The organism is Pseudophaeobacter sp. A-200-2 (genome assembly GCF_041008815.1).
GTDB classification, from domain to species: Bacteria; Pseudomonadota; Alphaproteobacteria; order Rhodobacterales; family Rhodobacteraceae; genus Phycobacter; species Phycobacter gallaeciensis_A.
Genome location: NZ_JAXGFU010000012.1, coordinates 1 through 26213, shown reverse-complemented (window position 1 = coordinate 26213; position 26213 = coordinate 1). Strand labels below are relative to the sequence as shown.

Annotated in this window: 20 protein-coding genes; 9 read left to right on the top strand and 11 right to left on the bottom strand. The window is 61.7% G+C overall.

Annotation, left to right across the window (positions count from 1 at the left end):
• Positions 1–120 precede the first annotated feature (120 nt).
• Complete coding sequence (locus tag SM766_RS17630; RefSeq protein WP_368948608.1) at positions 121–735, top strand: CDP-alcohol phosphatidyltransferase family protein; 615 nt, start codon at positions 121–123, stop codon at positions 733–735.
• Between the two features lie 45 nt (positions 736–780).
• Here SM766_RS17630 and SM766_RS17625 read toward each other — a convergent pair whose 3' ends face one another.
• The 9 genes from SM766_RS17625 to xdhA all read right to left on the bottom strand — a co-directional run bounded on the left by SM766_RS17625 (position 781) and on the right by xdhA (position 10890).
• Positions 781–1098 carry a hypothetical protein gene (locus tag SM766_RS17625; protein WP_368948607.1) on the bottom strand — a complete coding sequence of 106 codons (318 nt, stop codon included), beginning with the start codon at positions 1096–1098 and terminating at the stop codon, positions 781–783.
• Positions 1099–1309: 211 nt separating this feature from the next.
• Positions 1310–2383, bottom strand: a complete 1074-nt coding sequence (locus SM766_RS17620) for a BMP family ABC transporter substrate-binding protein (protein ID WP_065271094.1) — start codon at positions 2381–2383, stop codon at positions 1310–1312.
• Positions 2384–2454: 71 nt separating this feature from the next.
• Positions 2455–3375: an ABC transporter permease gene (locus SM766_RS17615; RefSeq protein ID WP_274832287.1), complete on the bottom strand. Its 921-nt coding sequence runs from the start codon at positions 3373–3375 to the stop codon at positions 2455–2457.
• Positions 3375–3647 carry a hypothetical protein gene (locus tag SM766_RS17610; RefSeq protein ID WP_368948606.1) on the bottom strand — a complete coding sequence of 91 codons (273 nt, stop codon included), beginning with the start codon at positions 3645–3647 and terminating at the stop codon, positions 3375–3377. Before SM766_RS17610 ends, SM766_RS17615 begins: the two co-directional genes overlap by 1 nt.
• The gene (locus SM766_RS17605) at positions 3647–4729 is read right to left on the bottom strand and encodes an ABC transporter permease (RefSeq protein ID WP_065271092.1); all 1083 of its coding nucleotides are present in this window, start codon (positions 4727–4729) and stop codon (positions 3647–3649) included. Before SM766_RS17605 ends, SM766_RS17610 begins: the two co-directional genes overlap by 1 nt.
• A 39-nt stretch (positions 4730–4768) precedes the next feature.
• Entirely contained in the window at positions 4769–6286 is a 1518-nt protein-coding gene (locus SM766_RS17600; RefSeq protein ID WP_065271091.1) for an ABC transporter ATP-binding protein, read from the bottom strand.
• Positions 6283–7245 carry a xanthine dehydrogenase accessory protein XdhC gene (gene xdhC, locus SM766_RS17595; RefSeq protein WP_368948605.1) on the bottom strand — a complete coding sequence of 321 codons (963 nt, stop codon included), beginning with the start codon at positions 7243–7245 and terminating at the stop codon, positions 6283–6285. The genes SM766_RS17600 and xdhC overlap by 4 nt, the downstream gene beginning before the upstream one ends.
• A complete protein-coding gene (gene xdhB, locus SM766_RS17590; protein ID WP_368948604.1) occupies positions 7235–9532 on the bottom strand; it encodes a xanthine dehydrogenase molybdopterin binding subunit in 2298 nt (765 codons plus the stop codon). The genes xdhC and xdhB overlap by 11 nt, the downstream gene beginning before the upstream one ends.
• Complete coding sequence (gene xdhA / locus SM766_RS17585; RefSeq protein WP_368948603.1) at positions 9529–10890, bottom strand: xanthine dehydrogenase small subunit; 1362 nt, start codon at positions 10888–10890, stop codon at positions 9529–9531. The genes xdhB and xdhA overlap by 4 nt, the downstream gene beginning before the upstream one ends.
• Before the next feature lie 393 nt (positions 10891–11283).
• Here xdhA and dnaE point away from each other — a divergent pair, with 393 nt between their 5' ends.
• Positions 11284–14796: a DNA polymerase III subunit alpha gene (gene dnaE, locus SM766_RS17580; protein ID WP_274832291.1), complete on the top strand. Its 3513-nt coding sequence runs from the start codon at positions 11284–11286 to the stop codon at positions 14794–14796.
• A gap of 142 nt (positions 14797–14938) precedes the next feature.
• Positions 14939–16537 (top strand): putative bifunctional diguanylate cyclase/phosphodiesterase, encoded by a 1599-nt coding sequence (locus tag SM766_RS17575; RefSeq protein ID WP_368948602.1) that lies wholly within the window; start codon positions 14939–14941, stop codon positions 16535–16537.
• Positions 16538–16632: 95 nt separating this feature from the next.
• On the opposite strand, the gene SM766_RS17570 is transcribed toward SM766_RS17575, so the two are convergent.
• Positions 16633–16827, bottom strand: a complete 195-nt coding sequence (locus SM766_RS17570) for a SlyX family protein (RefSeq protein ID WP_065271085.1) — start codon at positions 16825–16827, stop codon at positions 16633–16635.
• A gap of 133 nt (positions 16828–16960) precedes the next feature.
• Between SM766_RS17570 and SM766_RS17565 the strand changes: the two genes are divergently transcribed.
• The 4 genes from SM766_RS17565 to hisG all read left to right on the top strand — a co-directional run bounded on the left by SM766_RS17565 (position 16961) and on the right by hisG (position 21170).
• Entirely contained in the window at positions 16961–17764 is an 804-nt protein-coding gene (locus tag SM766_RS17565; RefSeq protein ID WP_368948601.1) for a crotonase/enoyl-CoA hydratase family protein, read from the top strand.
• A gap of 139 nt (positions 17765–17903) precedes the next feature.
• Positions 17904–19391, top strand: a complete 1488-nt coding sequence (hisS, locus tag SM766_RS17560) for a histidine--tRNA ligase (RefSeq protein ID WP_065271083.1) — start codon at positions 17904–17906, stop codon at positions 19389–19391.
• A gap of 4 nt (positions 19392–19395) precedes the next feature.
• Complete coding sequence (locus tag SM766_RS17555; protein WP_347509252.1) at positions 19396–20484, top strand: ATP phosphoribosyltransferase regulatory subunit; 1089 nt, start codon at positions 19396–19398, stop codon at positions 20482–20484.
• Complete coding sequence (gene hisG, locus SM766_RS17550; protein WP_274836264.1) at positions 20481–21170, top strand: ATP phosphoribosyltransferase; 690 nt, start codon at positions 20481–20483, stop codon at positions 21168–21170. Before SM766_RS17555 ends, hisG begins: the two co-directional genes overlap by 4 nt.
• Positions 21171–21230: 60 nt before the next feature.
• Here the strand turns inward: hisG and SM766_RS17545 are convergent, their stop codons facing one another.
• Entirely contained in the window at positions 21231–21662 is a 432-nt protein-coding gene (locus SM766_RS17545; protein WP_368948600.1) for a DUF1489 family protein, read from the bottom strand.
• Between the two features lie 351 nt (positions 21663–22013).
• Between SM766_RS17545 and SM766_RS17540 the strand changes: the two genes are divergently transcribed.
• Both SM766_RS17540 and SM766_RS17535 read left to right on the top strand, forming a co-directional pair.
• Complete coding sequence (locus SM766_RS17540) at positions 22014–24308, top strand: adenosylcobalamin-dependent ribonucleoside-diphosphate reductase (RefSeq protein WP_368948599.1); 2295 nt, start codon at positions 22014–22016, stop codon at positions 24306–24308.
• A gap of 514 nt (positions 24309–24822) precedes the next feature.
• Entirely contained in the window at positions 24823–25863 is a 1041-nt protein-coding gene (locus SM766_RS17535) for a hypothetical protein (protein WP_368948598.1), read from the top strand.
• Positions 25864–26213: the final 350 nt, after the last annotated feature.

Genomic DNA, 26213 nt, shown 5'->3' with positions numbered 1-26213 from the left:
CTGCCACGTCGCGGGAACAGGGAAAAGAGCGAAGATGACGCAACAACAGGCTTCTGCCAAAAACGCCGCTGCGCGCAATTGTGACTGGAGCGCGCAGCGTTTGCAGGGCACAACAGAGCCATGTTTGATGCCCGCATCCGCCCGTTGATCGACCCTGCGTTGAACGCGCAGGGCAGGGTCATTGCGCGCTGGGGGATCAGTGCCAATCAGGTGACGCTGTTAGGGCTGGCGCTGGGGCTTCTGTCGGCTGCGCTGATTGCTCTCGGGATGTTTGGCTGGGCGCTGCTGCCGTTGTTGCTGTCACGCCTTGCCGATGGGCTGGATGGGGCGGTGGCGCGGGCCAGCGCGCCGACGGGCTTTGGTGGCTATCTCGATATCACCTGCGATTTCCTGTTCTACGGAGCGGTGCCCTTGGCATTCGTGCTGGCGAACCCTGGGGCAAATGGCGCGGCAGGTGCCTTTCTGCTCATGTCTTTTTACGTGAACGGTGCCAGCTTCCTTGGCTATTCCATCCTGGCCGAGCGGCACCAGATGTCCAGCACCGCGCGCGGCGTCAAAACGCTCTACTTTACCGGGGGGCTGCTGGAAGGGGCCGAGACAATCGGGTTCTTCGTGGCGCTGTGCCTGTTTCCGGGGGCCTTTGCCCTGATGGCCTGGGTGTTCGGCGCCTTGTGCTTCGTGACGGCTGCGTCGCGCGTGCTGTTGGCCTATCGGGTGTTCTCGCAGAAGCGCTAGGCCCCCCGGTGATTACTGTCGAGGCTGCGCTGTCTATGCGCCAGCTTATCGGCGTCTGATCCGATCCCGTCGTGCGATAATGTGAGTGACCGCACAGACCGGAAGCCAGATCTGAGCAAGCAGACCTGCGCCCAGTACGTTCCAGAACAGCGCCTCGGCACCGCCCGAAAAACCGAACCTGGTTCCGGAGAGCAGGAACGCCACGCAAAAGGCGATCAGGCAGGACAGGAAAAATGCGCGCCATGGCTGGTTCGGCAGACGCCGGATCGTGAGAATAGACGCTGCGCAAGCAACCACGGCAAGGGCGGTGGAGTAGGGGAGCCAGTCGCCCGCCAAGAGATAGCCGTAATCGAAAAACTCCATCCTTTTCTAGGCCTCCCGGTCTAGCGCCCGCCGATGCTGGTGCGATGAGGATATTAGGAGAGTTGGTCGTGGTCTGCAAAAGGTTGCTTTGCTGCAGAAGTTGGGGTCGCCCAAGATTTGCGGAGTGGCTGTGCAGAGGAGAACTGCAGCCACCAAAAGAAAAGGCCCGCCAATCTGGCGGGCCTTTCCGTAACTCGTCTGGGCAAGCCGCTTACTGCGGGATATCGCCTTCGATGCCTTCCACAAAGAAGTTCATGCCGGCCAGGGTGCCGTCATCGGCGGTTTCACCCTCTGCCAGCCATGCCGAACCGTCCTGCTTGTTCAGCGGGCCGGTGAACGGGTGATAGGAACCGTCCGCGATCGAGGCTTTCAGCGCCAGCGCGGCTTCTTTTACGTCGGCGGGAACCGCGTCGGAGATTTCACCGATGCCCACCATGCCCGGGCCGATGCCGTCCCAGGTGTCAACCGAGGTCCAGGTGCCGTCCATCACGGCCTTGGTACGGGCGATGTAATAGGGCGCCCAGTTGTCGATGATCGAGGAGACGCGCGGTTTCGGCGCATACTCGGCCATGTCGGAAGCCTGACCAAAGGTGATCACGTTGCCTGCGGCCTGTGCGGCCGCCTGCGGCGCAGTGGAGTCGGTGTGCTGCAGGATCACGTCGGCGCCCTGTTCGATCAGAACCTTGGCGGCGTCGGCTTCTTTGGCCGGGTCGAACCAGGTGAAAGCCCAGACGATCTTGAAGGTGACGTCGGGGTTCACTTTCTTGGCGTGGATATAGGCAGAGTTGATGCCGCGGATCACTTCGGGGATCGGGTAGGAGCCGATGTAGCCGACGATGTTGCTCTCGGTCATGTTGCCCGCGATGGTGCCCTGAACGGCGCGGCCTTCATAGAAGCGTGCAGAATAGGTCGAGACGTTGTCGGCGCGCTTGTAGCCGGTGGCGTGCTCGAACTTCACGTTCGGGAATTTCTTGGCGACGTTGATCGTGGGATCCATGTAGCCGAACGAAGTGGTGAAGATCAGATCCGCGCCTTGAAGGGCCATCTGGGTGATCACGCGCTCGGCGTCGGGGCCTTCGGCGACGTTTTCCACGTAAACGGTTTCGACCTTGTCGCCGAATTCCTCTTCTACGGCCAGGCGGCCCTGATTGTGCTCATAGGTCCAGCCACCGTCGCCGACGGGACCGACATAGACAAAGCCTACCTTGGTCTTGTCTTCGGCCATCGCGCCGGTCGCAAGGCCAAGCGCCATGGCGGCGCTGGTCAGAAGTGTCGTCAGTTTCATCAAAGGGATCCCCCGTGTTGTTTATAATGTGCCCGGATGCCCGGGCAGGGTGTTTGGCCTGCCGTCAGATCCTAACGGGAGGCATGGAAATTGCGGCCAAGGGCAGCGGGTGCGCTGCTCTTATCCGCTGATAGAATGACAAGCACCACAATGGTGATCAGATAGGGTGACATTGCCAGATACTCGACCGGGATGGCAACGCCTGCTGCCTGAAGATTAAGCTGCACCACGGTAACACCGCCGAAAAGATAGGCGCCCAGCAGCACCCGCCAGGGTTTCCAGCTGGCAAAGACCACCAGCGCAAGGGCGATCCAGCCGATGCCGGCGGTCATGCCTTCGGTCCACTGGGGGACCCGGATCAGGCTGATATAGGCACCGCCCATGCCTGCGCAGGCGCCGCCGAACAGGATCGCCAGCACCCGGATGCGCAGCACCTTGTAGCCAAGCGCGTGGGCCGCATCGTGGTTTTCCCCGACCGCGCGCAGGATCAGACCCACACGGGTGTATTTCAGTACCACCCAGACCACCGCTGTCAGGACAATGCCGAAATAGAGGATGATGTCATGGCCAAACAGGATCGGTCCAACGACGGGCAGATCGCTCAGTACCGGGATATGGATGTCCTGCATCTGCGGCGGTTTGATGCCGACATAGCTTTGTCCCATCAGCGCCGAGATTCCGAGCCCGAAGAGCGTGAGTGACAGGCCCGATGCGACCTGGTTGGCCTTGGCAAACTGGGTGAGGATGGCGAAGAGGGTGGACAGCGTCGCCCCCGCCACTGCGGCGATGACAAAGCCGAAGAGCGGTGAGCCGCTTTCGACGGCGGTGGCAAAGCCGGCGATGGCGCCGGTGATCATCATGCCTTCGACGCCAAGGTTCAGAACGCCTGCCTTTTCCACCACCAGCTCGCCCACGGCGGCCAGCAGCAAGGGTGTGGCTGCCACCATGAGGGAGGCGATCAGCAGGACCGGATTGATTGCAGAAAGATCCATTAGATGTCCCTCATGGCCAAAGCTAGGAGAAGGAAGCCGCTTGCTGCGAACAATGTGCCAGTTGCGACGGCTGTGCTGGACAGTACACGCTTCAGTACAGGTTGCGATGTTGTCTGCCCAACAAAGGCTACTGCTACGATGACCGGAATAGTAATGAACCAGAACATTGCCAGTGCAATAATCCACAATTGCAATCCAGCTAGATGCAGTACGGCGTACACGACCAACGCACCCAGGATGCCGAAAACGAGATTTGTTGCAGTGTCTCCCATCACGCCACCTCCGGCTTGCCGATTGCGATACGGAAATTGGTGAGCAGGTCGAATGCCAGAAGGAAGAACAAAAGCATCCCCTGGAAGACCTGGATCGCTGCCGAGGGCAGGCCCATGTTCGATTGCGCGATATCGCCGCCAATATACGTCAGCGCCATCAGCCCTCCTGCCAGCAGGATCCCGACGGGATGCAGGCGACCAAGAAAGGCCACGATAATGGCAGTGAACCCATAGCCCACGTTGAAATCGATCGAGACCTGGCCCGACGGGCCGGAGACCTCGAACAGGCCCGCAAGGCCGGCCAGCATGCCGGAGGTGCCAAGGCAGAACAGCACCAGCCGCGCCGGGTTCACGCCGGCAAAACGCGCGGCGCGCGGCGCTTCGCCGGTCAGGCGGATCTGATAGCCCAGCATGTGCCGGTTCAGCAGGACATAGGCAAAGATCACCGCGATCAGCGCGGCAACCACACCCCAGTGCATGCCGGAGCCTGCGATCAGATCGGCGTTATGGGCGCTTTCATATTGTTGCAGGTTGCGGCTGCCGGGAAAGCCAAAGCCTTCGGGGTTTTTCAGCAATCCCAGCGACATGGAGGCGAGGAACTGTTCGGCCACATAGACCAGCATCAAGGAGACGAGAATTTCATTGGTGCCGAAGCGAACCTTCAGAAAGGCCGGAATCATCGCCCAGATCCAGCCGCCAAAGGCCCCTGCGAGGACCATGAGCGGGAAGATGTACCAGGCTTCATGGGGATAAAAGGCCAGCCCCATTCCGGCGCCGAACAGCGCGCCCATGATATACTGTCCCTCGGCACCGATGTTCCAGATCCCGGCGCGAAAGCCCAAGGACAGGCCGATGGCGATCAAGACCAGCGGCGCGCCTTTAATCAGCAACTGCGGGCGGTAGTAGAAGGCGAACTCGCCAAACAGCGGTTCCCAGAAGATGGTGCGGATCGCCTCGACCGGGTCCTTGCCCAGGATTGCGAACAACAGCCCGCCCGCGATCATCGTTGCCAGCACCGCCACCAGCGGCGTGGCCATCGACCAGGCGCGCGACGGCTGTGGCCGTTTCTCAAGCCGGATCATGCGTCGGCTCCTTCATTAATAGTCAAATACTGGCAGAGATCAGACATGCGCCACCTCCATGCCGTGGGCGCCGCCCATCATCAGGCCGATTTCATCCACCGTCAGCCCCGCAGCCGGGCGCGGGGCGCTCAGGCGGCCTTCGTTGAGAGCGGCGAAACTGTCGGAAATCTCCATCAACTCGTCCAGATCCTGACTGATGCAGATGACGGCGGTGCCACCTGCGGCCAGATCCAGTAGCGATTGCCGGATCGCGGCGGCGGCAGAGGCATCGACGCCCCATGTGGGCTGGTTCACCACCAGCACCTCGGGGCGTTGCAGCACCTCGCGGCCGATGACGAATTTCTGCAGGTTGCCCCCGGACAGGGAGCGCGCCGCGTTTTCCGGTCCCGGCGTGCGCACGTCGAATTCGGAAATCACGCGTTTGGCAAACGCCTTGGCGGCGGGCCAATTGAGGAACCCGCGGCTGACCAGGCCTTCGCGTACGGCGGCGGTCAGCATGGCATTTTCCGTGAGGCTCATGTCCGGCGCTGCCGCATGGCCAAGGCGTTCTTCGGGGGCCGACAGCAGCCCAAGGCGGCGCCGCGCAACCGGACCCAGCTTGCCGATTGGCTTCCCGTGAAGTTTCACCGCATCCGGAACCGACAGGGTCTCACCCGACAGAACTGCCAGCAGCTCATCCTGGCCGTTGCCGGCCACGCCGCCGATGCCCAGGATCTCTCCCTTGCGCACGCTCAGGTGGACATTTTTCAGCGCGGTGCCAAAGGCCGAAGGTGCGGGAACCGACAAGCCGCTGATGTCCATCGCCACGTCGCCCAGATCCCGGCCAGCGCGTTCCGGGGTCTTGAGAGCGGTACCCACCATCATCTCGGCCATGTCGCGGGCCGAGGTTTCGGATGGGGTGCATTCGCCGACATTCTTGCCCAGCCGCAGGATGGTGGCGTGATCGCACAGGGTACGGATCTCTTCCAGCTTGTGACTGATATAAAGGATCGAGGTGCCTTCGCTGCGCAGTTTCTGCAGGGTCTCGAACAGGATCTCGACCTCCTGCGGGGTCAGCACCGAGGTTGGCTCGTCCATGATCAGCAATTTCGGGTCCTGCAGCAGGCAGCGGATGATCTCGACCCGCTGGCGTTCCCCGGCAGAGAGATCGCCCACTGTGCGGAATGGATCGAGCGGCAGACCATAGGTTTCAGAGACCTCGCGGATGCGGCTGGCCAGATCGCGTAGCGGCGGCGGGTTTTCCATGCCAAGGGCGATGTTTTCCGCCACGTTCAGCGCATCGAACAGGGAAAAATGCTGGAATACCATGGCGATGCCATCGGCGCGGGCGGCGCGCGGCTCGGCCGGGGCAAAGGGCGCTCCGCGCAGCAGCATCTGGCCGCTGTCCGGCTTCACCAGCCCGTAGATCATTTTCACGAGGGTGGATTTGCCGGCGCCGTTTTCGCCCAGAAGGGCGTGGACCTCGCCTTCGCCGATGTCGAAGGACACCTGATCGTTGGCAACGACGCCCGGGTAGGCCTTGGTCAGGCCCTGGAGGCTCAGAAGGGGTACAGTCACGCGTGCCGGTCCTTTCTTAGTTCCTGTTCTGCGCTGCCTCTTGCATCCAGCGCCAGCAGCTGCGCCGTCACACCGACCGCGATTGCCTGCGGGTGTTTGCCCAGGGCCGGATCCCCAATCGGGCAGGTGATCCGGTCAATCCGCGCGGGGGCGTGGCCTAGGGCTGCAAGCCGGGAACGGAAGCGCGCCCATTTGGTCGCGGAGCCGATCAGCCCGGCAAAGGCAAAGTCATGTTTCAGCAGTGCGTGGCATAGCGCCAGATCTAGCTCATGGGAATAGGTCAGAACCAGATGTCGGGCAGTTGACGGCGCGTGAGCCACCAAAAGCGACGGATTTTCAGCCCATACTGGGGTTATGGTGTCCGAAATATGCTCGGGAAAACGGTTTCGGGCGGTGTCGACCCAGGTGATGTCGTGATCGGGCAGGGGCGCCAGAACATCGACCAGCGCGCGCCCGATATGGCCCGCGCCCCAGATCCACAACGGGTGCTCTGGCCGGTGCCTGGCTTCGATCATCCAGCCGTCGATCAGCTGCGGGGCCGGGCGCTGGCCCTGATTGCGCTGCCGGGTCAGCAGACGCCGCACCGTGAGCGGCATCGGGCTGTCCTGTCCTGCAGGGCGCGCGATCACCTCGGTGTCGAGGCGTTCTAGGTCATTCGCCTCATAGACTTCGCTCAGCAGCGTTACCGATCCGCCGCAGCACTGGCCCAGATCGGGGCCAAGCGCGTGGGTGCTGAGAACCGATGCCCTGTCCTGCACGGCGGCCGTTTGCGCTGCTTCATATTCAAGCGCGCCTCCGCCGATGGTACCGGATTGGGCAAAACCATCCTCTGTGCGCCAGATCAGCATGGCGGCGCCCACTTCGCGCGGGGAGGAGCCGCGGATGGCGGCGATCACTACGCGGGTGACACGACCGTGTGCTGTTACTGCGGCCTTGAGCCCGTCCAGATCAAGTCCCATCACTGGTCCTCCGCGCCGCGCGCCAGATCTCTTCGGCGGTGGCCGGTGCATCAAGGGCAGGATAGGCCGCACCAAAGGCGGACACCGCATCCGACAGCGCCAGCCAAGCCGAAATCCCCAGCATGAAGGGCGGCTCGCCCACCGCCTTGGACCGGTAGATGGTTTCTTCGCGGTTCTGCCCGTCAAAAAGCGCCACGTTGAAGATATCCGGGCGGTCAGAGCAGGCGGGGATCTTGTAGGTCGAAGGCGCATGGGTGCGCAGAGCGCCCTTGTCGTCCCAGACCAACTCCTCGGTGGTGAGCCATCCGGCGCCCTGCACATAGCCGCCTTCGACCTGGCCGATGTCCAGCGCCGGGTTCAGCGAGGCGCCTGCGTCATGCAGGATATCGGCGCGCAGGATGCGGTTTTCGCCGGTCAGCCGGTCCACCACAACCTCGGTCAGGGCGGCGCCATAGGCAAAGTAGAAGAAGGGGCGCCCCTGGCCCTTGATCCGGTCCCACTCCAGTTTTGGAGTCTTGTAGAAGCCGGTCGACGACAGGCTGATCCGCCCCTCGTAGCATAGTTTCGCCGCCGCATCGAAGCTGAGCTCCAGAGCGTCGCCGATCCGAACCACGCCATCTGCAAAGACCACATCCGCAGGCGCTGCCTGATGCAGGTTGGCCAGATGTTCGGCCATGCGGGCACGGATGGTGTCGCAGGCGGCCTTGACCGCCATCCCGTTGAGGTCAGACCCGGAAGAGGCCGCCGTGGCGGAGGTATTAGGCACCTTGGCGGTGTCGGTGGCGGTGATCTTCACCTTCTCCAGTGGGATGCCAAACCGGCTGGCGGCCACCTGCGCGACCTTCTGGAACAATCCTTGTCCCATCTCGGTGCCGCCGTGGTTCAGGTGGACGGAGCCATCCTGATAGACATGCACCAGCGCCCCAGCCTGGTTGAGGTGGGTCAGGGTGAAGGAAATACCGAATTTGACCGGAGAGAAGGCAAGCCCCCGTTTGAGGTGTGTCTGCCTCTGGTTCCAGTCGGCGATTTCTGCCTTGCGGGCGGCATAATCCGCGCTCTCCAGCAATTGCGCGGTCATCTCGTGCAATTCGAAATCGCCGACCTCCATGCCATAGGGGGTGGTGTTGTCGCCCGTGGCGGTGCCGGGGGTGGCGTAGTAGTTGCGTTGCCGCAATTCGACCGGGTCCAGCTTCAGATCATGGGCGATATGATCCATCACCCGTTCGATCCCGACCATGCCCTGAGGGCCGCCAAAGCCGCGATAGGCGGTGGCGCTTTGCCGGTTGGTCTTGAGACGATGACTTTCGATGCGGATCGCGGGGATCGCATAGGCGTTGTCAGCGTGCAGCATGGCGCGGTCAGCCACTGGCAGCGACAGATCCTGCGCCCAGCCGCAATCCACCAGATGGGTGAACTCCACCCCCAATAGGCGGCCGTCCGTGTCAAACCCCGCCCGGTAGGAAATGCGGAAGGCGTGACGTTTGCCGGTGATGACCATGTCGTCATCGCGGTCATAACGCATCTTGCACGGGCGCCCGGTGTGGCGCGCGGCCACGGCGCAGGCGACGGCCAGCGCGTTGCCCTGGCTTTCCTTGCCGCCAAATCCGCCACCCATGCGCCGGGTCTCCACCCGCACCGCATGCATCGGCAAGCCGATGGCCTCGGCCACCTTGTGCTGGATCTCGGTCGGGTGCTGGGTCGATGAATTGACCAGCATGCCGCCATCCTCTTGTGGCTGGGCCAGCGCAGCCTGTCCTTCGAGGTAGAAATGCTCTTGCCCGCCAAGATCAAAGCTGCCTTCGACCATACGAGGGGCGGCGGAGATGGCTGCGGCGGCATCGCCCTTTTGATAGATGCGCGGGCCTTCCTCGAACCGGCTGTCGGCGGCCAATGCGGCCTCCAGCGTCAGCAGGGGTGTTTCCTCGGCGTAGTCGATGACGGCCTTGCGGGCGGCGATGCGCGCGGCCCGGTGGCTGGTTGCCACCACCAGAAACACCGGCTGGCCGACATAGTTGACCGCGCCGGATGTCAGCAGTGGCTCATCATGGTTCGACGGGGAGACATCATTGTCAAAGGGCAGATCACCGGCGCTCAGCACCGCGACCACGCCGGAGCTTTGGCGGGCGGGCTCCAGATCCATCTTGGTGATGCACCCCTTGGCGATGGGCGACAAGCCGAACGCCAGATGTAGGGTGCCGCGCGGCGTCGGGGTGTCGTCCACATAGCGGGCGGCGCCGGTCACATGCAGGCGGGCGGCGTCGTGGGGCAGGGGTTTTGCAACGCTCATTGGCCCACCTCCAGCACGCTGACGGTTTCGCCCGCGAGATCCGCGAAACAGCGTTGCAGCATGTTGCGGGCGCAGTCGAGACGGTATTCATCCGAGGCGCGCATGTCCCGCATCGGGGTGAAGTCCTTGTCGAATTCCGCTTGGGCAAGGGCAATGGTTGCCGGTGTCCAGGTTTGCCCAATAAGAGCGGCCTCAACATTGGACGCGCGCTTGGGAATGCCTGCCATGCCGCCAAAGGCGATGCGCGCCGCGCGCACGATGCCATCTTCGACCGTGACATTGAAAGCGCCGAGCACGGCCGAGATGTCCTGGTCAAAGCGTTTGGAGAGCTTATAAACGCGCAGGGTATCGGGCTGACGCGGGAAAGAAACCGCCTCGACGAATTCGCCCGGCTGACGGTCCTGTTTGCCGTATTCAAGGAAGAAGTCTTCAAGCGGCAGATCGCGACGGGTATCGCCCTTGCGCAGATGCAGTGTCGCCCCTAGCGCGATGAGCGCGGGCGGGTTGTCCCCGATGGGGGAGCCATTGGCGATATTGCCGCCGACCGTGGCGGCTGCGCGCACCTGCTGCGAGGCATAGCGGCGGATCATCTCGGCATAGGAGGGATGCAGCGGGGCGATGGCAGCCCGCATCCGGTTCATGTCGACCATGGCGCCGACGCGGACTGTCTCGTCGCTGATCTCGATCTGTTTCAGGTCGGTGCAGCGGTCTAGGAAAATCATATGTTCCAGATCGCGCAGGCCCTTGGTCACCCAGAGACCGACATCCGTCGCCCCGGCCACCAGCGTTGCCTCGGGGTAAGCGGCGTAGAGCGCGGCGAGATCGTCGGATGAGGTCGGCATGTTATCAAGGGGTGTGGCCGCAGGTGGGGCCTCGGACGCGATCCAGTCGGGCACAGGCTGGTCGGCTGCCGCCTTGGCCGCGCGGACGATGGGCGCATAGCCGGTGCAACGGCACAGGTTCCCGGCCAATTGGTCGTCGAAATCGTGGGCGCCGTTCTTGTGTGCGGTGACCATCGACATGACGAAGCCGGGGGTGCAGAACCCGCACTGGCTGCCATGATGGTTGATCATTGCGTCTTGGACCGGGTGCAGGCTGCCGTCCGGCCCGGCAGCGCCTTCGACGGTGCGCACCGATTTGCCGTTCAGCTGTGGCAGGAACAGAATGCAGGCATTCAGCGGCTTTGCGCCCTGTTCATCGGTCACCATCACCGTGCAGGCGCCGCAGTCGCCCTCGTTGCAGCCTTCCTTGGTGCCGGTCAGGCCGCGCTCTTCGCGCAGCCAATCGAGCAGCGTCGCCGACGAATTCGCATCGCTCAGCGTTACCTCCTCACCGTTCAGATGAAAGGTGATTGTCATCTTGTGAAACCCGTCGCCTTACCCTGTTTTCCCGTACTGCCAACCCTTCGATGCGACGTAGAAGAGCCAGCGGGATATATGCATGCTTGTTAAGCATAGCCTAGAAAGCCCAAGCGGATTCTGGCAAGAAAAAGCGACACTACGGGCGGCAAAAGCTTTTGGCCGTGAAATCGTCCGGTCGAATGATTTCCATTTGTTATTAGTGCGGTAGCGGGGATTTGAGTGCGCTGGCTTGCCGCGCCTGTTGAAAACACTTTCAAAAAGAGGCGAAGAATACAGCCCATTATTCAGGCGAAAAGACAGAATCTGCGGTGACAGGCGGCAGCGCGCAAACTGCCGGGCGCGGCACGAATGCGCTTTTCTCCTGCACGTGGGATCGGATAGCTTGCAGCCATGACCAACGCTCCCCGATTCATTCACCTGCGCACCCACACCGAATACTCTTTGCTGGAGGGGGCGCTGCGGCTGAAGAAGCTGCCGGATCTGTGCAAGGCAAACGATATGCCTGCCATTGCGGTGACGGATACCAATGCGATGTTTTCCGCGCTGGAGTTCTCGGTCACCCTGTCCGGCGCCGGGATCCAGCCCATCATCGGCTGTCAGGTGGATCTGACTTTCGAGAAGACCGAACCGGGAGAGCGCCCCAAGGCGCCGGCCCCCATCGTTTTGCTGGCCCAGAACGAGGAGGGGTACGAGCATCTGATGAAGCTGTCCTCCTGTCTTTACGTGGACAAGGGTGGGCAGCTGCCGCAGGTCACGCTGGAGGATCTGGAGGTCAATTCGGCGGGTCTGATCTGTCTGTCCGGCGGGCCGGACGGGCCGGTGGGACAGCTTTTGCAGCAGGGACAGCGCCCGGCGGCCGAAGCGCTGATGCAGCGGTTGAAGGCGATCTACCCGGATCGGCTGTATGTAGAATTGCAGCGCCATCCGGGCGAGGACGGGCAGCCCGATGCGGAAAAGCTGACCGAACGCGGCCATGTGGAAATGGCCTATGCGATGGAACTGCCGCTGGTCGCCACCAATGACGTCTATTTCCCCAAGACCGAGATGTATGAGGCGCATGATGCCATGATCTGCATCGCGGAAGGCGCCTATGTGGACCAGTCCGAGCCGCGCCGCCGCCTGACCGCGCAGCATTATTTCAAAAGCCAGCAGGAGATGGTGACGCTCTTCGCCGATCTGCCGGAAGCGGTCGAGAACACGGTGGAAATCGCTAAACGCTGCGCCTTCATGGCCTATCGGCGCGACCCGATCCTGCCGAAATTCGCCGACGATGAGGTGCAGGAACTCAGGCGGCAGGCCAACGAAGGCTTGCAGAACCGCCTTGCCGTGATCCCGCACGCAGTCAGCGTAGAGGAATACCAGAAACGGCTCGACTTCGAGTTGGACATCATCGAGGGCATGGGCTTCCCCGGCTACTTCCTGATCGTTGCCGACTTCATCAAATGGTCCAAGGACAACAATATCCCCGTTGGGCCAGGGCGGGGCTCGGGTGCGGGCTCGTTGGTGGCCTATGCGCTGACCATCACCGACCTTGACCCGCTGCGCTATAGCCTGCTGTTCGAACGCTTCCTCAACCCGGAACGGGTGTCGATGCCCGACTTCGACATCGACTTTTGTATGGACCGGCGTGAAGAGACGATCCGCTACGTGCAGCAAAAATATGGCCGCGACAAAGTAGGCCAGATCATCACCTTCGGTGCATTGCTATCCAAGGCGGCGGTGCGCGATATCGGACGCGTCTTGCAGATGCCCTATGGCCAGGTGGACCGCCTGTCCAAGATGATCCCGGTGGAAGGGGTGAAACCTGTCTCCATCGAAAAGGCCTTGCAGGACGAACCTCGCTTGAAGGAAGAAGCCCGCAATGAGCCTGTGGTGGACCGGCTTCTGACATACGGTCAACAGGTCGAAGGTCTGCTCAGGAATGCCTCGACTCACGCGGCGGGGGTGGTGATTGGCGACCGGCCACTGGATGCGCTGGTGCCGCTTTATCAGGATCCGCGGTCGGACATGCCCGCGACCCAGTTCAACATGAAATGGGTGGAACAGGCCGGTCTGGTGAAGTTCGACTTTCTGGGCTTGAAGACGCTGACCGTAATTCAAAACGCGGTGGATCTTATCAACCAGTCCGGGCGCGATCTGCACATCGCAGCCGATGGCACCCAGCTTTATGAGCCGCCCGAAGGCGCGGTGAACGAGATCAACGCCATCCCGCTGGATGACGAGGCCTCTTACAAGCTTTATTCCTCGGCCAAGACGGTTGCCGTGTTCCAGGTGGAATCCACCGGCATGATGGATGCGCTGAAGCGCATGAAGCCGAACTGCATCGAGGATATCGTTGCGCTGGTGGCGCTCTATCGTCCCGGTCCGATGGAGAATATTCCAACCTATTGCGAGGTGAAGAACGGCCAGCGCAAGATCACCTCGGTACATCCGCTGATCGACCATATCCTTGAGGAAACCCAAGGCATCATCGTCTATCAGGAGCAGGTGATGCAGATCGCCCAGGTCATGGCGGGCTATTCGCTTGGCGGCGCCGACCTCTTGCGCCGCGCGATGGGTAAGAAGATCAAGGAGGCGATGGACGCCGAACGCCCGAAATTCGAAAAGGGCGCCGCGGAAAATGGCGTCGACAAGAAGAAAGCCTCGGAGGTTTTCGACCTTCTGGAGAAATTCGCCAACTACGGTTTCAACAAATCCCACGCGGCGGCCTATGCGGTGGTGTCCTACCAGACGGCTTGGCTGAAGGCGAACCACCCGGTGGAGTTCATGGCCGGGGTGATGAACTGCGATATTCACCTGACGGACAAGCTGGCGATCTATTTCGAAGAGGTTCGAAAGGGGCTGAGCCTGCCCTACGTGCCGCCTTGCGTGAACCGGTCAGAGGCGACGTTCAACGTGGTGAACGGCGAACTGGTCTATGCGTTGGGCGCGCTCAAGAACGTCGGCGTCGATGTCATGCGGCTGGTGACAGCGGCGCGGCGCGAGGATGGCACGGAACGGCCCTTTGTCAGTATTTTCGACTTTGCCCGCCGGGTGAATCTGAAGAAGGTCGGGAAGCGCCCGCTGGAAATGCTGGTACGGGCCGGAGCCTTTGATCAGCTCGACAGCAACCGCCGCCGCCTGTTCGAAAGCCTCGAGGGGCTGGTCAATTATTCTGCCGCGATCCACGAACAGAAGAATTCCAATCAGGTCTCGCTATTCGGCGAGGCGGGCGACGATCTGCCGGAACCGCGCCTTGCTGGTACCCCGGACTGGCTGCCTGCCGAACGTCTGGGCGAGGAGTTCAAGGCGATCGGTTTCTACCTGTCTGGTCACCCGCTGGACGACTATATGCCCGCCTTGAAACGCAAGGACGTGATGACCCTGGATGAGGTCACCGCCAAGGCCGAGCGCGGTCCCTTCATGGCCAAGATGGCCGGGGTTGTCGCCGGGCGGCAGGAGCGCAAATCGGCGCGCGGCAACCGCTTTGCCTTTGCCCAGCTCAGCGATACCAGCGGCGCCTACGAGGTGACCCTGTTCTCCGAAGTTCTGGAAAAGTCGCGCGAGTTCCTTGAGACCGGTGCCAAGGTGGTGATCACCGCCGAGGCGACCATGGAAAGCGATCAGCTGAAACTGTTGGTGCGCTCGGTCGGGCCAGTCGATGCGGCTATTGCCGATGCCGGGAAAAGCTCGCTCAGGGTCTATGTCAGTGATGCCAGCGCCATCGGCACCGTGGCCCGCGTGCTGGAGGATGCAAAATCCGCCGCCCGCAACGCCAGCCGGGGCGAGGTGCTGATGTATCTGCAGGATCCCGGTCTTCCGGGCGATGTGGAAATGGATCTGGGGCAGATCTTTCCGATCAACCCGCAGATCAAGGGCGCGCTGAAGTCGCTGGAAGGTGTTTTGGACGTCGAGGAAATCTAACCCTAGACCCGGCGGGAAACCACCGCGCCGGGATGTGGGGAGGGAACCGTTAAAGCTTTAGATAAACGTCTTCTTCTTGCTGAACGTGTTTTTAGGATAACTGGCATAGTCAAAGGGAAACCTTTTGCACTAGGGCTGCTTCGTGTCATCGTTTTTCGCCAGATTGAAAGACTACTGGGTCTACCTGCTGATCTGTGCAGGGACGATGGTAACCTTTGTGATCAGCGTTGAAATCGATGCATTTGATACCTTCTACGAGTATAGTCGCGCGCATGAGGACTGGGAGCTGGACGAGATCGCCATTCTGGTGCTCAATCTGGCCTTCGGGTCGTTTGTTGCGCTGATCGTAAGGTCCCGCCAGTTGGCCCGCGTTGCAGGGGAACGGGACCGGGCCGAGAAAGAGGCGCAGCAGTTCGCGTGGCATGATCCCCTGACGGGCCTGCCGAACCGGCGTGCGTTCGTCGATCACCTGGCTACGCTCGACAGCGCAGACGGGGCATCGGGCGGGGTTGTGCTGATGCTGGATCTTGATCGGTTCAAGGCGGTCAATGACATCCACGGACATGCCTATGGCGATCTGGTCCTGATGGAGTGTGCAGCGCGGCTGCGGGCAGAACTCACTGCGGATGATCTTGTCGCGCGTCTGGGCGGAGATGAATTTGCAATTGCGCTGGCTCCGGAGACCACCGCGACGCGCGCTGAAAGCGTCGCCCGGCGTTTGCTGACTGCGATTTCACAGCCGATTCTGGTGGATGGTATCCGGCTGTCCGTCGGCACCAGTGTCGGACTGGCCTTGCTGACACCCCGGCATAAGGCGTCAGACGCCCTGCAATACGCGGATCAGGCGCTCTATTCGGCCAAGAAAGGCGGCCGTGGGCAATTTGCCTGGTTCGACGCAGAGTTGGAACATGAGGCGCGGGAGCGGCGCGCATTGGAGCTGGATCTGAAAGAGGCCGTAGCGAATGACGAAATCGCACCCTTTTTTCAGCCGGTCTTTGACATTGCCACCGACAGGTTGCGCGGCTTTGAGGTGCTTGCGCGCTGGACCCACGCCACCCGCGGCGTGGTGCCGCCTGATCTGTTCATTGAAATCGCCGAGGATGTCGGGCTGATTGCCCCGCTGGGCTGGAGCGTCCTGCGCCAGGCCTGCCTTGTGGCGCGCAGCTGGGATCCGCGGGTGCGGCTGGCGGTGAATGTGTCGCCGACCCAGTTCCGCGACGGTCATCTGGTCGAGCGGATGAAAGAGGTGTTCGAGGAAACGGGCTTTGATCCCCGCCGGTTGGAAATCGAGCTGACGGAAACCGCAATCATGTCGGATTTTGCCATGGCGCAATCCACCCTAAGACAGCTGCATGCACTGGGCGTCACAGTGGCGCTGGATGATTTCGGGGCGGGTTTCTCGTCGCTGTCAAACCTGCGGCAATTACCGTTCGACAGTATCAAGATCGATGGCAGCTTCATTTCCGACATCAAGGATCGGCCCGAAAACCAGCGAATCGTATCGGGGATCCTGGCCCTGGCGCATGGGTTGGATCTGAAGGTGACGGCGGAAGGAGTGGAAACCGATGCGGATTTCGACTTCTTGCAGTCGGTGAAATGCGAAATGGGGCAAGGGTATCATTTCGCCCGCCCCATGTCGGGGGAAGACGTGGCTTGGATGCTGGAAACAAAGTGGTCATCGCTGCGGCGCATGCGCTCCAACTCTGATCCGGAGCAGGGCCGGTTCTCCAAGGCAGGTTAGCGCCGCGTACCTGAAACGCCGCAGCGGCGGGGCGGAAACGGGTGACCGTGGCCGGGGAAGGGGCTTTCCAGCCTTGCCTGCAATCATAGACCCGCTCAGTAATGCGGCGGCCGCTCATCTCCGAAAATCACCCCGCCGGTACCTTCCTGTGATCGGGTTGCCTCGCGTTCGAACAGCATCTGAACCCGGTGGGTTAGGCGATCCAGTTCGGTTTGCTGACGGGCAATCACATCGCTCAGCTCGTCAACGGTGCGGGTAAGATGCGCGATCTGTTCTTCCAGGTGCTGCATGATGTGTCTCCTTGGCTGCGCAACGTCATACGCGCGCCGGGCTTGCCGGTCCATGGGGGAAACGCCAACCTGCTACCGCGGTGGGCCGACGGGAGACGGCCGACAGGCACAGGATCGACAGGGGGGATGCGCCATGACAATCAGCAGTGAAACACAGGATGGGGTCACTACCATCTCCATCTGCCGCCCCGAGGTGCGCAACGCGGTGGATCCGGATACGGCCCGCGCGCTGTTCGAGGCGTTTCTGGGGTTTGACGCAGATCCGGGCGCTCGGGTTGCTGTGCTGACCGGGCAGGGCGGTTATTTCTGCGCCGGGTTTGATCTGAAGTCCGCCGGATCGGGCGCTGCGGATGCCTGGATCGCCGGGCTGGATATTCCTGAAGGGTGGTCTGATCCCATGGTCGATCCACTGCCCGGACCGATGGGACCCTCGCGGCTGATGCTGCGCAAACCGGTGATCGCCGCCATCGAAGGCCCTGCCGTCGCCGGGGGGCTGGAACTTGCCGCCTGGTGCGATCTGCGCGTGATGGCTGACGACGCGACCGCAGGTGTATTCTGCCGCCGCTGGGGGGTGCCGCTGATCGATGGCGGCACGGTGCGCCTGCCGCGCATTCTGGGGCAGGGGCGCGCAAATGATCTGATCCTGACCGGACGCCCGGTGCAGGCATCGGAAGCCCTGTCGATGGGGCTGGCAAGTCGGGTCTGCGCCCCAGGGGCTGCGTTGGAGGAGGCTCAGGCGCTGGCGGCCGATCTGGTGCGCTATCCGCAGGCCTGCATGTTGGCCGATCATCTCTCCGCCCGCATGGCGCCAGCGGAACTGGCGGCGGCACTGAAACGCGAATGGCAATCGCGCGCAAGCTTCGTGGCCGAAGGGCGCGACGGCGCGGCGCGCTTTGCCGCAGGGAAGGGTCGTAGCGGGGACTTTGCCAATATCTGACGGGGCGGGGCCGGGCACGCACCTGCGGCGCAAAGGCCGCGACGTCACCTCAGCGCGTATCGTTACCTTGCCGTTGTTACATGCATCGGCTAGACCCCGCGGCACGTATCAGACCAACGACACCCGTGAGGAGGCCACAATGGCCAAAGTCAAGAAACAACCCCGCCCCAAGGCCATCACGCCCAAGGGTTTCCGCGATTATTTCGGCGCCGAGGTCACCCAGCGCACCGAGATGCTGCATGCGATCGCCGGGGTTTACCATCGATACGGGTTTGATGCGCTGGAATCCTCGGCCGTGGAAACGGTGGAGGCGCTGGGCAAGTTCCTGCCGGATGTGGACCGCCCGAACGAGGGTGTCTTTGCCTGGCAGGAAACCGACGAGAGCGGTCAGGGCGACTGGATGGCGCTGCGCTATGATCTGACGGCGCCGCTGGCGCGGGTTTATGCCCAGCACCGCAACGATCTGCCCACCCCCTATCGCCGCTACGCGATGGGGCCGGTCTGGCGCAACGAAAAACCGGGACCGGGCCGCTATCGCCAGTTCTACCAATGCGATGCCGATACCGTTGGTACCGCTTCGATGGCGGCGGACGCTGAAATCTGCGCCATGCTGTCTGACACGCTGGAAACCGTCGGCATTCCGCGTGGCGACTATCTGGTGCGAGTCAACAACCGCAAGGTTCTGAACGGTGTGCTTGAGGCCATGGGACTTGAGGAAGGCGCTGCCTCCCGCGATGACGTGCTGCGCACCATCGACAAGTTTGACAAGGTCGGCGAAGAGGGCGTGCGCCAGCTGCTGACCAAGGGACGGCTTGATGCCTCGGGCGCCTATATCGATGGCGTTGGCCTTAGCGAAGAACAGGCCGCACCGGTCCTGGCCTTCCTGACCTCCAAGGCTGCCGACACTGCTGGAACGCTGGAAAACCTGCGCGCTGCCGTGGGCGACAGCAAGATCGGCGCCGAAGGCATTGCCGAGCTGGAACAGATTGGCGCGTTGCTGGCGGCGGGTGGCTATGGCCCCGACCGGATCGAGATCGACCCCTCGGTGGTGCGCGGTCTTGGCTACTACACCGGTCCCGTGTTCGAGGCCGAGCTGACCTTTGAAATCCTTGATGAAAAAGGGCGCAAGCGGCAGTTCGGCTCGGTTGCGGGCGGCGGTCGTTATGACGGGCTGGTGAAACGCTTCACCGGGCAGGAAGTGCCGGCCGTTGGGGTCTCCATCGGTGTCGACCGTCTGCTGGCGGCGCTGCGCGAAAAGGGACGTCTTGCCACCCAGCCGACCGGGCCCGTGGTGGTCACCGTGATGGATCGCGACCGCATGGCCGATTATCAGGCGATGGTAACCGAACTGCGCAACGCTGGCATCCGGGCCGAGGTCTATCTGGGCAATCCCAAGAATTTCGGCAATCAGCTGAAATATGCGGACAAACGCCATTCCCCCGTCGCCGTGATCGAAGGCGGCGACGAAAAGGAAAACGGTGTGGTGCAGATCAAGGATCTGATCCTTGGGGCAAAGATTGCCGAAAACGCCACGCTGGAAGAATGGAAAGAAAGGCCCAGCCAGTTCGAAGTGCCGCGCACGGATCTTGTCGCGAAGGTGCGCGAGATCCTCGAAAGTCAGGGATAGTCCGATGCCCACACGTTCAGACATATTGGCCCGCGCCGCACGGTTGCGGATGAATTTCGAGGCGGCGGGTGCCCAGGCAGTCGAGCCGCCGCTGTTGCAGCCTGCTGAAACGCTGCTGGATCTTTACGGCGAGGACATCCGCGCCCGCGCCTATATCACCTCGGATGCGCTGCGCGGCGAACAGATGCTGCGCCCCGATTTCACCGTGCCCGTCGTGCAGATGCATATGCGCCAAGGCGCCGATCCGGCCCGCTATACCTACTCGGGCGAGGTGTTTCGCCGTCAGGAACATGACCCGGACCGCGCCAATGAATATGTGCAGGTCGGCTATGAGGTCTTTGACCGCGCCGATCCCGCCGGGGCGGATGCTGAGGTTTTTGCCCTGATCGCGCTGCAGTTGCGCGGCCTGCCTTTGCGCGCCGCAACTGGCGATATCGGTATCCTGATGGCCGCCGTCGAGGGGCTCAACACCACCGACAAGCGTAAATCCGCGCTGATGAGGCATATCTGGCGGCCGCGCCGGTTCCGCAGTCTGCTGGAACGCTATGCCGGGCGGGGCACCGTGCCGGAAAGCCGTAAGAAGCTCTTGTCCACCGAAGGTTCCTTGAGCGGATCCGCCCCCGCGATTGGCAAGCGCCGCGCCGCCGAGGTTGACGCACGGGTTGAACTGCTGCGCGCCGATGCCGCCATGCCGCCGATTTCCGAGCATGAGCTGTTGGCGTTGGAAGCGCTGATGGCCGTGCGCGAAACCATCCCCTATGCCATCGAGCAGATGCGCGATATCGCGGTGGATCTGCCGCAAATCCTGCCCGCGCTGGATCGGCTGGAGGCGCGCAGCGCCGCGATGAAGGCGCGTGGCATCGATGTCGACAGTCTCGATTTCGAAGCCTCCTACGGGCGCACCTCGATGGAATATTACGACGGCTTCGTCTTTGGTTTTTATGCCGAAACCAAACCCGGATTGCCGCCGGTTGCCAGTGGCGGGCGCTATGATGCGCTGACCCGGCAATTGGGGCAGGGCGACGAAATCCCGGCTGTGGGCGGGGTGCTGCGCCCTGATCTGATGCTGATGCTCGAGGAGGTGCAGTCATGAGCCTGAAGCTTGGCGTGCCGTCCAAGGGGCGGCTGATGGAAAAGACCTTTGACTGGTTTGCGAAACGGGGCGTGACCCTGTCGCGCACCGGGTCAGAGCGTGAATATGCCGGGGCAATCGAAGGCGTGCCGGGGATGGAGCTGGTGCTGCTGTCCGCCGGGGAAATCCCGCGCGAACTGGCGGCGGGGCGGATTCACCTTGGGGTGACGGGCACCGATCTGGTGCAGGAAAAACTGCCCCGCTGGGAACAGCAGGTCGAAGAGCTGGAGCCGCTGGGGTTCGGGTTTGCCGATCTGGTGCTGGCGGTGCCGCAGTTCTGGATCGACGTGGATACGCTTGATGATCTGGACGCGGTTGCGGCGGCGTTTCGCCAGGCCCATGGGCACCGGCTGCGGATTGCCACGAAATACCACCGGCTGGTGCGTGAATTCCTGACCGAGGCCGGTGTAGCCGATTACCAGCTGGTCGACAGCCAGGGTGCCACCGAAGGCACGGTGAAGAACGAGACCGCTGAAATGGTCGCCGATATCACCTCGACCGGAGAAACCCTGAGGGCCAACCACCTGAAGCTGCTGAGCGATGGTTTGGTGCTGAAGTCCCAGGCCACTCTGTGGCGCAGCCGCGAGGCAAAATACAGCGCCGATGAAAAGGCCGCGCTGAATACCCTGCTGGACATGATTGGATAAACTCTCACGTCGGCCTGCGGCTCCCGCATTTGCGGGGGCCGGGTTCCGCGGCAGGGCGCGTTACAGGACGCCGATCTCCGCCAGCGCTTGCGACAATTCGGCGGGCAGGGGCTGTTCCTCTTCGCGCCCCTCGGGCAGGTCTGCGGGGCTGTCCTCGGGCTTCAGATAGCGCCAGCCCTGAAAGGGACGTTTGGGCGCGGTGTTGGTGCGATGCAGGTCGCGGTCCAGCACGATAGCGCAGCGGCGAATTCCGTCCTCGCCGGTGACCTCGTCCAGCCGCAGAATGCGCTGGCGGCATTGGATCAGCCCCTTGATCACCCAGAAGATCGAGCCGCCATTCAGCAACTCTGCCTCGCGTTTCGGCCACATGCGGGTCACGTGGCGGGGCAGGCCTTCGGGCAGCATCTGGCGGTACTGCTCCTGCCAGGTCTGAAGGGTTTCAACGCTTTCGGTCCCGACCGAGAGTTTGACCAGATTGATGTGTTTTTCCAAGGTCGTCCCCCAAGTGCCCAGTCACTGTGTCCGGGTTCTTTATCCTAGACCTTTTGCCGCGCGCAGCAAGCGACTGCAAATCGCTTTTGCGTGGGAGGCACCTGCGCTGCCGCCATGGCGCAAGTCCGGGCGGGGCAGTCGAAAATTCTCCCACAGTTATCCACAGGCTGCCCACAGGTTTCTCCCCGCAAGCAACAGCATCTAGTGTTTCGTTTGGGGTTAGGCGTCAATATGTGGTAGGGTCAAGGGTAAAAATCTATGTCGAAATCGTAAATTTGCGTTGAGGCTTCTCTAAACCGTGTAGTATCGAGAGCGCCACGCCGTAACGACCAGCCACGAGGGATTCGCTGTATGAGCCGCTTTGCCGCCCCCATTGCCGAGCAGATCTGGGACATGAAATACCGCTTCAAACAGGCGGATGGGACCCCGATTGACGTCACTGTCGAAGACAGCTGGCGCCGGATTGCGCGCGATCTGGCACGGGCCGAGGACAAGCCCGATGTCTGGGAGGAAAAGTTCTTCGAGGCGCTGGAAGATTTCAAATACCTGCCCGCAGGCCGCATCACCGCAGGGGCGGGGACCGCGCGTCAGGTGACCCTGTTCAACTGTTTTGTGATGGGCACAGTGCCCGACAGCATGGCGGGTATCTTCGACATGCTGAAAGAAGCGGCCCTGACCATGCAGCAGGGCGGCGGCATCGGCTATGACTTCTCGACCATCCGCCCGCGCGGCGCGGATGTGAAAGGCGTGGCAGCGGATGCATCAGGTCCCTTGTCCTTCATGGATGTCTGGGACGCCATGTGCCGCACCATCATGTCCGCAGGCTCGCGCCGCGGCGCCATGATGGCGACCATGCGCTGCGATCACCCGGATATCGAACAGTTCATCACCGCCAAATCCGACCCGGCGCGGCTGCGTATGTTCAACATGTCCGTTCTGGTCACCGATGACTTCATGGATGCGGTCAAGGCAGACGGCTCCTGGGATCTGGTCTTTGGCGACAAGGTCTATCACACGGTCGAGGCACGTGATCTGTGGAACAAGATCATGCAGGCGACCTATGACTATGCCGAACCGGGCGTGATCTTCATCGACCGGATCAACAAGGCCAACAACCTCTCCTACGTCGAGGAAATCTGCGCCACGAACCCCTGCGGCGAGCAGCCCCTGCCGCCCTATGGCGCCTGCCTTCTGGGCTCCGTCAACATGGCGCGGCTGGTGTCGAACCCGTTTGAAGACAACGCCGAGCTGAATCTTGATGCGATGCAGGAGCTGGTCGCCACCGCGGTGCGGATGATGGACAACGTCGTCGACGTCTCCAAATTCCCGCTGGACGCGCAGGCTGCCGAAGCCCAGAACAAGCGCCGGATCGGCCTTGGTGTCACCGGGCTGGCTGATGCGCTGCTGATGCTGGGCCTGCGCTATGGCTCGGACGAGGCGGCGCGTCAGACCGACGAATGGCTGCACCAGATCGCCCGCGCCGCCTATCTGGCCTCGGTGGATCTGGCCAAGGAAAAAGGCGCCTTCCCGCTGTTCGATGCAGAAAAATATCTGGCGTCGGGCAACATGATGAACATGGACGAGGACGTGCGCGACGCGATCCGCGAACATGGCATCCGCAACGCGCTGCTGACCTCGATCGCGCCCACCGGCACCATCAGCCTTTACGCGGGTAATGTCTCTTCGGGGATCGAGCCGGTCTTTGCCTATGCCTATACCCGCAAGGTGCTGCAAAAGGACGGCTCGCGCACCGAAGAGGAAGTGGTGGACTATGCGGTCAAGATGTACCGCGACAAGTTCGGCGCCGATGCGGAACTGCCCGACTATTTCGTCAACGCCCAGACCCTGGCGCCTGCGGATCACGTCAAGATGCAGGCAGCGGCGCAGAAGTGGATCGACAGTTCCATTTCCAAGACCATCAATTGCCCGGAAGATATCTCGTTCGATGACTTCAAGGATGTCTACATGCAGGCCTGGGACCAGGGTTGCAAGGGCTGCACCACCTACCGCCCCAATGATGTCACCGGATCGGTCCTGTCGGTCAGCGAAAGCGCCGATACTGCGCCGGGTGAAACTGCGGATGCACCGCACGAAAGCGACACGGAGAACGGCGCAGAAGTGCTCTATATGTCCGAGCCGCTGGACCGTCCGCAAAGCCTGGAAGGCCATACCTACAAGCTTAAATGGCCCGACAGCGAGCACGCGATCTACCTGACCATCAACGACATCATCATTGGAGGCCACCGTCGCCCGTTCGAGGTCTTCATCAACTCCAAGAACATGGAGCATTACGCCTGGACGCTGGCGCTGACGCGGATGATCTCGGCCGTGTTCCGCCGTGGTGGCAACGTATCCTTCGTGGTGGAGGAACTGAAAGCCGTCTTTGACCCACGTGGGGGGGCCTGGGTGCAGGGCAAATATATCCCCTCGATCCTGGCGGCCATCGGCGGCGTGATCGAAACCCACATGGTAGCAACCGGGTTCCTCGAAGGGGAGGGCATGGGGCTGAAGTCGGATCCCAAGGCGGAAGTCGTCACTCTGAATACCCCGCGCGGCAAGGCCTGCCCAAGCTGCGGCCAGTTTGAAATGCAGATGGTCGAAGGCTGCATGACCTGCCGCAGCTGTGGCCATTCCAAATGCGGCTGAGCGTGGGGTAACCAAAAGTCAGAGCAAGCATATGAATGCGCAAAGGAAAGCATAAACCTGCGCAAGGGCTGTCAAGGGGGAAACGTCCCTCTTGATGCGCTTTGTGGGGGGCGCTGATACCGAGTGATAGAGACGCCTGGGCTAAAGCTCGGGCGTCTTTTTTGTGTTTGGGGGTACATCAACCTTCGGACCTGGAACCTTCCGTCTGGATGGTTTCAGGGCACTTGATAGGCGTCAGCCAGATTGTCCGCTTCGCGCAGGTAGCGACCTTTGCAAAGTCACTGTATCTGGCGACATGGCGAGCGATCCATGCCGCAGGCGCACAAGGAAGAGCTGACCTTCGCCGCAGGCGCAGCCGCCGACCACCTTCGAACGGCGGGAATGCGGGACAAAGCGCTCTTTCGCTGCGATAGCTTCAATGACCGCTTTCGTGTTCTCCACCAGGTTTGTTAAAACGCGTTTATTTGTCAGTTGACCCGCGGTATGGGTTCAGCGCGACAGCCTCAGGGACACCATGCTTTTATACATTTTTTTGGGTTTTCTCATCGGCTTCACCCTTTCCCTACGCTTTGTCGGCAAGCCACGAAGAGAACTGATTTGGGGGATGGTACTGGGTGGCGTGCCTCTGGCGCTGCTGCTTGGGCCGGGTAACGCGCCTGTACAGGGCATCGGCTCAGCTCTGAACTTTGCTTTCTTTGCACTGGGGCCAGTCATGCTAGTTCCGTTTGTGGTCAGCAGTGCAGCGCTCGGTGTAGCTGGCGCTTCTGCTGTGCTGTGGATCGGGCAGGGGCGTGCAAGCTGGGTCGGTTGGGCCATGGGCACCGCAGTCGTCGGGATAGTTGCGGCGTTGACGCTGATGCCCGTTGCGCAGCATGAGATAGCCAAGCTCCAACTCGCCGAAGACCGCGATGCCCGCGCCAAGGCGATCATCCGTGCAAATTTCAAAGGCACATTGGCCGGACATCAAGTAGCTTTTCCAGCCAGCCCGCGCCTGCATGTGTTCCATAATTGCCGCCCTGGATACCTTGGGTGCTCCACCAACCTGACCAATCCCGTGAGCATTTTGACCAAACCGGATGAGGCGCTGCTAAATGAACGCCATGATCCGATCAGTTTTCGGATCATTAGTGTGTCATCGGTGGAGACAGAGTGCCGCCTCGGCGATTACTGTCTAACACAAGAGAAAATCGACCATTGGTGCGCTGAAATTCGTCCCGACCAAGCAGACGGCATCTGGTGCCGCGACATGCCACCGATGAATTTCTCTTTGCGAACAGATGCAACGCCCGGTCCGTCTGATCGCGACGAGCCTGAACTGTCCGCACGCTATGCTGCAACACCACTTGGGCCTGGGCGGGTCACGTGTTTCTACAGTCCCGATCCCACCGAGACTGACAGGCAAGGCGCAAGCTGCAAGCTCTTCTTTGATCTCGTAGATGGGGTCAAAGCGTCTATGTTCGCCCGCCGCGCGCAGATCATATCTGACGAGGCATCTTTGGCTGCAACCATTGCAATAATCCCCGAGTATTGGACAGCGCTGTTGGCCAGGCGTTAGCAGACATAAGTTCTTTCTGCAGCATCGGTCAAAGTGGGCTCAGAGCCGCCTTGCGGCGCTGCGGCACCAGGGGTGCAGCGAAGGCGCGCCTCGTTCCCGTCCCCAGGTGACGCCAGACAGCCCAAAGACGACCTTCCAGCGGGGCGCAGCGCAAGCTCTACTGCAGGCGCGAGAGTTTTCCGAAGAGCGGACCTTCGGCTCCACTCAGCTGACCAGAGCGACGCTGCAATTGACCTGCCCCCCGAAATCTCCCGCACTTTAATGTAGAGTTTGCTCAACCTCTTGATGGAGCAAACAGATGCGAAAGAGCCGTTTTACAGAAGCACAGATCATCGGAATGATCAAAGAAC

What these genes read in the sequence shown, in the direction of transcription:
- xdhC (WP_368948605.1), bottom strand. Translation starts at nt 7,245, where the DNA reads ATGGGACTTGATCTGGACGGGCTCAAGGCCGCAGTAACAGCACACGGT.
- SM766_RS17565 (WP_368948601.1), top strand. Translation starts at nt 16,961, where the DNA reads ATGACAATCAGCAGTGAAACACAGGATGGGGTCACTACCATCTCCATC.
- SM766_RS17630 (WP_368948608.1), top strand. Translation starts at nt 121, where the DNA reads ATGTTTGATGCCCGCATCCGCCCGTTGATCGACCCTGCGTTGAACGCG.
- xdhA (WP_368948603.1), bottom strand. Translation starts at nt 10,890, where the DNA reads ATGACAATCACCTTTCATCTGAACGGTGAGGAGGTAACGCTGAGCGAT.
- SM766_RS17540 (WP_368948599.1), top strand. Translation starts at nt 22,014, where the DNA reads ATGAGCCGCTTTGCCGCCCCCATTGCCGAGCAGATCTGGGACATGAAA.
- dnaE (WP_274832291.1), top strand. Translation starts at nt 11,284, where the DNA reads ATGACCAACGCTCCCCGATTCATTCACCTGCGCACCCACACCGAATAC.
- SM766_RS17570 (WP_065271085.1), bottom strand. Translation starts at nt 16,827, where the DNA reads ATGCAGCACCTGGAAGAACAGATCGCGCATCTTACCCGCACCGTTGAC.
- SM766_RS17535 (WP_368948598.1), top strand. Translation starts at nt 24,823, where the DNA reads ATGCTTTTATACATTTTTTTGGGTTTTCTCATCGGCTTCACCCTTTCC.
- xdhB (WP_368948604.1), bottom strand. Translation starts at nt 9,532, where the DNA reads ATGAGCGTTGCAAAACCCCTGCCCCACGACGCCGCCCGCCTGCATGTG.
- SM766_RS17620 (WP_065271094.1), bottom strand. Translation starts at nt 2,383, where the DNA reads ATGAAACTGACGACACTTCTGACCAGCGCCGCCATGGCGCTTGGCCTT.
- SM766_RS17625 (WP_368948607.1), bottom strand. Translation starts at nt 1,098, where the DNA reads ATGGAGTTTTTCGATTACGGCTATCTCTTGGCGGGCGACTGGCTCCCC.
- SM766_RS17605 (WP_065271092.1), bottom strand. Translation starts at nt 4,729, where the DNA reads ATGATCCGGCTTGAGAAACGGCCACAGCCGTCGCGCGCCTGGTCGATG.
- SM766_RS17555 (WP_347509252.1), top strand. Translation starts at nt 19,396, where the DNA reads ATGCCCACACGTTCAGACATATTGGCCCGCGCCGCACGGTTGCGGATG.
- hisS (WP_065271083.1), top strand. Translation starts at nt 17,904, where the DNA reads ATGGCCAAAGTCAAGAAACAACCCCGCCCCAAGGCCATCACGCCCAAG.
- SM766_RS17615 (WP_274832287.1), bottom strand. Translation starts at nt 3,375, where the DNA reads ATGGATCTTTCTGCAATCAATCCGGTCCTGCTGATCGCCTCCCTCATG.
- hisG (WP_274836264.1), top strand. Translation starts at nt 20,481, where the DNA reads ATGAGCCTGAAGCTTGGCGTGCCGTCCAAGGGGCGGCTGATGGAAAAG.
- SM766_RS17610 (WP_368948606.1), bottom strand. Translation starts at nt 3,647, where the DNA reads ATGGGAGACACTGCAACAAATCTCGTTTTCGGCATCCTGGGTGCGTTG.